Source organism: Pseudomonas bohemica (assembly GCF_002934685.1).
GTDB classification, from domain to species: domain Bacteria; phylum Pseudomonadota; class Gammaproteobacteria; order Pseudomonadales; family Pseudomonadaceae; genus Aquipseudomonas; species Aquipseudomonas bohemica.
On the sequence record NZ_NKHL01000046.1, the window covers coordinates 1 to 6,778 of the forward strand.

Annotated in this window: 7 protein-coding genes; all 7 read right to left on the minus strand. The window is 57.4% G+C overall.

What is annotated here, in order from left to right:
- Nucleotides 1–143 precede the first annotated feature (143 nt).
- Nucleotides 144–509: a hypothetical protein gene (locus CE491_RS00400; protein WP_110946416.1), complete on the minus strand. Its 366-nt coding sequence runs from the start codon at nt 507–509 to the stop codon at nt 144–146.
- 15 nt (nt 510–524) lie between these two features.
- Complete coding sequence (locus tag CE491_RS00405) at nt 525–815, minus strand: helix-turn-helix domain-containing protein (protein ID WP_110946417.1); 291 nt, start codon at nt 813–815, stop codon at nt 525–527.
- Between the two features lie 42 nt (nt 816–857).
- Entirely contained in the window at nt 858–1,304 is a 447-nt protein-coding gene (gene radC, locus CE491_RS00410; RefSeq protein ID WP_110946418.1) for a RadC family protein, read from the minus strand.
- A 101-nt stretch (nt 1,305–1,405) separates the two neighbouring features.
- Nucleotides 1,406–2,188: a DUF4942 domain-containing protein gene (locus CE491_RS00415; RefSeq protein ID WP_110946419.1), complete on the minus strand. Its 783-nt coding sequence runs from the start codon at nt 2,186–2,188 to the stop codon at nt 1,406–1,408.
- Nucleotides 2,189–2,716: 528 nt separating this feature from the next.
- A complete protein-coding gene (locus tag CE491_RS00425) occupies nt 2,717–4,402 on the minus strand; it encodes a hypothetical protein (protein WP_110946420.1) in 1,686 nt (561 codons plus the stop codon).
- On the minus strand, nt 4,399–5,463 hold the full coding sequence (locus CE491_RS00430; RefSeq protein ID WP_110946421.1) for a CesT family type III secretion system chaperone: 1,065 nt from the start codon (nt 5,461–5,463) through the stop codon (nt 4,399–4,401). Before CE491_RS00430 ends, CE491_RS00425 begins: the two co-directional genes overlap by 4 nt.
- A 569-nt stretch (nt 5,464–6,032) precedes the next feature.
- Nucleotides 6,033–6,778 (minus strand): hypothetical protein (locus tag CE491_RS00435; RefSeq protein ID WP_234407454.1); only part of this gene is annotated, 746 nt, incomplete at its 5' end.

Genomic DNA, 6,778 nt, shown 5'->3' on the forward strand with positions numbered 1-6,778 from the left:
TTCGTAACGCTTTGCCATGCGGGCCTCCAGCCAATCATGGCGGCAATTCTACCCTGCCGACTTTTCGTACAAAACCTAGGGTTCATACGCACCCTCCCATCGTAATGTTGCATGTACGTGGTAGCTGGTCATCGCGTTTTCCGTTAACTGTTTGGCTTCAGGTGGATGCTCGCGATGTTCTCGCGATGAACCTTCACTTCACACCCCAAAGGTTTGCCGGTGTGACCGTCAATAGCGAGTGTCCTACCGTTAAAATTCCCGTACACGACTACAGAGCCTGCGTGGTACTCGTTAGTCGCCTTCACTTCGTATTCCTGACCGTCCTTCAAAGTGACGATGTACTCTTTCCACATGGCCTGGTTGTAGACCAAGCCGCACCCCCAGCAGCACACATTGCCGGGTTTTCCATCAGGTCCATTTCTTGGGCCGTGAAGCCCGAGACGGCAATAAACCTGGCGACGCATCACCGCGTAGGCATTCAAAACGAAGACTCGCTGTAGCAGATTCATCCGCACTTTTCCTCGTTACTTCGGGGCTTCGCCTGCCAGCGGGGCAAACATCCAGATTTCGCCAAGTCCGGCTTGCACACACAACACGCACCAAGACGCATAGTTGATCGGCTTTTCTCCTAGCGTCCAGCGGCGCACAGTACGACTGTCTACGCCGATGCGCCGAGACAGTTCTTCCCCACTCCAGTTGGCCATTCTCAGCGCGGCGCGTACCTCATCAGCATTAGGCTCGGCCCAATCTTTGCGAGCACAAAGACATTCAGGTCGAATGCTGACTTGCTCCCCATAACTGCCTTTGGTTTCCATTGCATCACCTTGTGATGGAGCCCCTTGCGGGGCTCGCTAAATTTAGATCCAACCCATTTCGGCAAAAGATGTAGTTTCGCCGTGGCCGATGACAAAGTGATCCAGCAAGCGAATACCCACCAAATCCAGCGCATCCTTCAAGCGCACCGTGATTTGACGGTCAGCGTGCGAAGGCGTCGAATCGCCGCTCGGGTGATTGTGGCAAACGATCGCTGCCGAAGCATTGAGCGCAAGCCCAGCTTTCACCACTTCACGTGGGTAGACAGATGCCTGATCAATGGTGCCGGTGAACATGCGAACGAACTGCAACACGCGATGCTGGGTGTCGAGGAACAACACCGCGAAAACCTCGCACTGCTCCTGCTCCAGTTCAAGGCGCAGGTACGAGCGAACGGCACCCGGCGACTGCAACGCCTCGCCTTTGGCTTTCAGGTGGGCATCCAGAATGGCTAAGGCTTGCTGGATCACTTCAAGTTCAGATGCTTGCATTGCTTTCTCCTACGACCTGAGCGAATTGCCCGGCCTTGAGATGCATAATAGGGCGTTACGCCCTAATATGCAACTACTTCTAGGGCGCTACGCCCTGTATTTTAGGCTGCACGCGCATCCGGCAAAGCTCCATCGGCATAGAACTCAGCGATCTGCTCATTCACCTTGTCCAGCAGATCCTGCCGCTTGAATTCCATGTGCAGGTTGCCATTACGGAACGCTTTAGCCCGGTAATACTCGTTTTCGAACACTTCCATCTTCTCGAACGCAACGGCCATGGCTGATTCCAGCGACCGGGGCTGAAACGGCTTGCCGTCTAGGGTGGTGAACACGCGGTCAAGGTCGTTGAGCTTGTCAGAGGCGTAACCATGACTGACACGCAGGCCACCACGCATGCCGTACCCCTCCGAAATCATCGCTGACATGATGACCTTGCGACCGATTCGAAAGGGTTCTTTCTCGTTGGTACGGTAGTCGTCTGACAGGTAGCGGAACACGTTGAAGATGCCCCGGCGAAACATCGGCTCGGCTTTGATACGCAAGTCAAGGAACGTCGCCCGAATGGTGCCCTCGGTGAACTCTGGCGGATTGGGCTCCAGACCCTTTTCAAACTCCTTGGCGGCTTCTGCGTCCATCAGTTGCTTGAACCCGGTCAGATCGAGCGCACGACGCCACATGCTGGCATCCAGCTCACGGCGGATCTGCCCGACGTCACCGTTGATGCGCGCGCTATACGGCATCAGCAGCGAGCCCATCGGTGCCAGCACCTCACTGGCCTTGCGCATGACAGAGATTGAATCACCGATCATGCGCAACGCGTCTTCACGGGCTTGAAGCAGGTCGGCGAGGGTGGTGGGGATTGCAACGCTGGTGGACATACTCATAAGGAATTCTCCGCTTCGACCTGGGCGACATGCCCGGCCATGCGAAGTATTATAGGGCTCTACGCCCTAGCAAGCAAGGAAAAACAGGGCGCTACGCCCTATTTATTTCAACTATCCCGCGTTGCTATAGCGCGACCGTAAATGCCTGTCGAATCGTTCCTGGCACACGCTGAGATAGGCCTTCGCGTGGTCCAATTCTGAGTGGCCTAAAAGGGTCTGAACAACTTCCACATTCCCCGTTGCAGTTGGGACCTTGGCGGCAAGAGTCGTCGACCAATGCTTAAGCGCGAGTTCAAAGGCATTTTCTAGATATTGGAAAGCCTTGGGCTTGGGCGTACCTGGTCGTTTTCCGGTTATTTGGTGAAGGGCCAACTGCGACTACGAGGTTCCTTCGCACTTGGCGGTCGCTGCATCGCGTTATAGACAGATTTTGCCCAATCCAGGTACTCACTGCCGGGGCCAATCTGGTCTTCGAAATAGACATCCTGGAGAGCTTCGTTTCGGCCATCCTCATGCTTGCGTGACCGCTTAGCTCGGAGGCAGGCTTTCCGTTTCCTCCACCTCCTCGATCGTGGGCAGAGTGCCCTGTGTCTCGGCCGTAGCGGTGGTACCGTAACGGGGACGGGACGCAGTAGGTATATCTGCGATGAGCCTGCGGATAGTCAGTGCGTGCATGTCGCTCGACGACTGCACGCTACTCAATGAAGTCTCGGAAGAAGTCTGCGAAAAGTCATCCTCGCTCTGGCTGATGGCACGAACGACCTGCGTTTCCTGGCTGGCTTCAGAACCATTGTCATGTGGCTCGCTGTCCTGCAGCGATTGCGACTGAGGGCTCGCTGCCGGCGAAGATGCAGCGCGTACCAAGCTGCTGTCCGCTTCAGGGGGGTCGTCGTCGACCACGACACCGATCGGACCTTCCGCCTGGCGTGGTTGGCCAGACTGGTGCGCGGCCCAGGCGGTGCGCATCTTGGCGTGGGCCTGGTAGGTCTGGTTGACCATGCGGTAGGTCGCACCGAACATCGCCGCTGTGCCGGCATTGCCGAGAAATTGCATGACGCCTGGCGGCAGGTTCTCTTTGCCAATGCCTTCAGCAGCCTGTTGCAAGGCCAGTACCCCAGCATTGGACACATTGTTCCAGCTCAGGCGTGCGATCGAGTGGTCCAGCAGCCGCTCGTAGTCCTTCATCGGCACCATTTTTTTGCCGAATTCCTGCAGCTTCTGTTCGTCTCCGACCTGCTTGAGGTCGTAGTGCTTACCGCGATAGGCATCAATGAACTCGATCGCGCTGTTGGCCAACGCGCGGACCCCGGCAACCATATTCACAGCGTTCTTCAGTGCATTGCCGGTCAGCGGCTTGCCGTCGGCGCCGTTGAGGTGCGCACCGGATACGGATTGCCCTTTGGGGAGTACGTTGCTAATCACTGTGTCTTGCAGGTAGCCCGCCGCCAGGGTCATGGCTGCGTAGGTCCAGCCATTAGTGGCCATGTTCGACTCGTTCACCCCGTGCGAGGCATTGCCGTGCTTGCTGCCGGTCAGGCAGATGGTGGCCTGCAGTGATTCGCGGCTGCCCGCATAAATGATATTACGCATCTGGGTCGCTAGCACGCGGGCCGCGACGGCGCCATCGCCCTTGGCCAGGCTCAGGGAAGACATGACCAGAAACGCGGCTTCTGCGATGACCTGGTTGCGCGTGACGTTGCGTGAATCGGTGCTGTGTTGGGCGCGCAGCTGGTTTTGCTCATCCTCGCCCTTGGCATCCCATTGCTGTTGACTGAGACCGAAATGCCCTCGCACAGCTACGTCCGACTCCGGCAAGCGCTCCATGCGCGTCTGCCGGTAAAGATTCGCACCGATCTTGGCCAGGGAGATCACGCCTTGCGTGCCGAGCAGCGCCCATTTGGCTTCGGCGGCGAGCACCGGCAGCATCGCGTGGTACGCGCGCATGAGCACTTCTTCCCGAGCAACAGTCGGGCCGCCACAGGTGATTAGCTGCTGCACGCCATGCCCGGCCATGGCACCGAGCGAACGCATGGATGGCAGGTTGGACATCCTGTCGGACAGCAATTGTCCGCTGATACCGAGCAGGCTCTGGCCGACACGATGCAGTCGATCACCCACCGCAGGCGCCTGCCGTTGGACCCCGCTTTCACGGTCGACGTTGTGCTCGATCTGCTGCATGGGGGTGTGTCGGATGTTGCTGCTAACTTCATTCATCGCTTAAACTCCGTGTTCGAAATGCCCGAGGCGCTCGTCGCGGCGTTGTCGCCACGGTCGATCGAGATAGCCAGGGTGACGAAGTCCGCCAGCCAGGCTGCCAGGTCCTTGCCATCGAGACCGGTCGCATCCCACCGTGACTGCAGGGAGGCACCGTTGGGCGCGAGCGCGATGCTGCAATGCGCGCCGGTGAGTAGGTAGAAGCTGGTCTGCAGTGCCGCTCGACGTTGCGGCAAGGTCTTCAGCTGCACCGATACCGGCGTGCTGAGCAGCAGGCTTTTCTGGTCAGGGGCGGCGATCAGTTCGACGAAGCGTTTGCCGAACTTGAACGCTCCAACGCTGCCAAACATCGCTTTCGGCACAGGTAGACCGAGCTCGGGCAGCGCCTGTTCGAGCAAGGGACGATGCCATTGCGCGCCCATTTGCTCAGTGGCGAGGGCCTCGACTCGGCTGCTCAATTGGGCTAGATCAGGGCTGGTGGGGGCCATGTCAGGCGACGGCGGCGAGTGACCAACGCTGCCGACGTGGGCTGCAGCAGAAACGGTGGTCGCCAGACCTGATGCGAGCTCATCCATGTCTGCCAAGGCCTGCGCCAAGGCTTGAGCATCGCCATAGGCATGGAAAGGGATCTGCGTGATCAGCACCGCGGTGCCTTGTTCATCGAGCGCGAAGGTGCACGTTTGTACCGCCATGGCGACGGTATTGGCACGCAGCAAGGCCTCATGCCAAAGCCCCGCGGGAACCCCATGGGGAATGATGGGGTAACCAAGCACACTCCATCGAGGTGGCGACGGTTCCTGGCAGAACATCATCAGACGGATATGTTCTAGGGTCAGCAAACCGCTTCGCGAAAACATTCTGACAGCGTCGGCCGGGCGACCCAGCACCGTGGCGGCTTTCGCCAGCCAGGGCGCGCTGTCGGCAGGTATGGCCGGCCGGCCGTTCGCCTGCCCCCCCTGCCCGGCCGTGGCGTTTTTCCTCCGTGCAGGGCTTGGCGCGTTTTGCAATGCGAGCAATTCCGCCACTCTTGACAACGTCGGCTGAGTTTTATCCGTGCGCATAATTCACCAGTCATCCAGTCAGCTCTGCTTGACTGATGTCGCGTGGCATGTGTGGGCATCACGCTGACTAACAGCTCAATACAGGCCGATCAAGTTTGAGGCAGATGTTTCATACTAAGCGGTTGCACAACCGGAATTTCTGGCTGGGCTGCAGTAGGCAGACCTCCACCCGGACGTACGCGATACACTGGTTATATTTATATAAGTGTAGGGTGTGTGGCTGTATTGAGGCTTCAGTTCCACAAATAGATGCAGCCTACACAATATATTTGTTCCTGCTCCTTGGTCTATCAATCATCCCGCCGACGTCGATCCGCACCAACTGTTTAAGGATCGAGCCTATATGGCCATGCGGATGCAGAACGGCGAAATTGAACCGCCCCGGGTTCAAGCCATAAATCACTCCTTTTGCATGCTCGATCTAGGGCGCCGATCACCGCCCCTTCTACTGCCTCGGCTCTCCAGAATTGAAGCCTCGTAAGTCGCGCCTTCTACTGACTTAGCCCGCAGAGCGGGCTGGTGTTAAATCGGATCTTTCCGTCTACCCAAGATGGGTCGTTGCCATGGATTCAAAACGCCTGATTGACGCTTAAACCACGCATGATAGAAAAGCGTGGGTCAATCAACTGCAGCGTGTTATCCGCCTTCAACCTGCCGACAACCACGCGATAGCTTTTCGGTTCCTCACTAAGCGTTTCCGGGTTGTGTGCCAATTTCTGAATAGCAGGTGTTTTGGCCCACGCGGCGACCGACTTCTGACGAATGTCCACCGTCACTACCCATGACTTATCGACAGCCGGGCCCATTTTTTCGGTGTTTTCAGAAGTGTCTTTGATCTTGGCTATTTCATAGCCTTGGGCATAACAGAATCCTGACTCCTGCTGGACATAAGCAGCTTGCCCAGGATCAGTGAGGGAATAAGTGTTGCCATTTCTAGCGAGCAGCCCCGCAGCCACCAACGCATCAAAAGAGGACTCATTACCGATCGACGTGCCGCTCCCGAAACCTTCGTTCAGCGTCACAGGGAAAGTCTTGAACATCGGCGCACGCACGCAGGACGCGCCCTCAAGCTTGGGTTGCAAGGCGGCCTGAATCTCACCTTCGGATGGCCCGCCTGCGCACGCAACAAGCATCAATGCACCACTGACAATCAATACCGCTTGAGCCATTTCTCTGATTTGCATCGTTTTATCCTTAACGGGTATATGGTCAAACTTCGACAGGGCCCTGATATTACTAGGTTTTGTACGAAAAGTCGGCAGGGTAGAATTGCCGCCATGATTGGCTGGAGGCCCGCATGGCAAAGCGTTACGAA